Source organism: Rhodococcus sp. P4_F3_2, assembly GCF_056401335.1.
The window spans coordinates 1-405 of record NZ_JBFUJN010000247.1; the positions used below are offsets into that span (position 1 = coordinate 1).

1 protein-coding gene is annotated in these 405 nt (G+C 30.1%); it reads right to left on the bottom strand.

Going from position 1 to position 405, the window contains the following annotated elements; translation table 11 throughout:
* Positions 1–183: 183 nt before the first annotated feature.
* The coding region (locus AC1DWA_RS33595; RefSeq protein WP_477917852.1) for a hypothetical protein at positions 184–405 on the bottom strand (222 nt) is incomplete at its 5' end.

The following is a 405-nucleotide window of genomic DNA, read 5'->3' on the forward strand; positions in this document are numbered from 1 at the left end:
GTTGTAAGTACTAAACGTAATCCATGAATACTATATACAAACCTAGTTAACATAATGTAAATTATAAGAACCGAAGAAAACAGGCTTAAGCCTGTTTTCTTTTTTATATTTAAATCTCATTTAGAATATCTATTTTCCAATAAATATTCTGCAATTTAAGTATCTCTTAGTAAAGATCACTCTTTATTCATCTTCCACATCAAGTAAATAGCCAATAAATTCTTCATGTAATGCAATGTCATCTTGTAGTGATTCTTTCGTCTCTCCATCTATCAAATCAAGAGATAGCCTGTCTGCAAGGTCATCTCCACCATCGACCATCACCAATATAGAATGAATAATTCCCTCTATAATTTCATTTTGTATTTTTTGAAAGGCAAATAATTCTTCGACTGAGGATAGTTT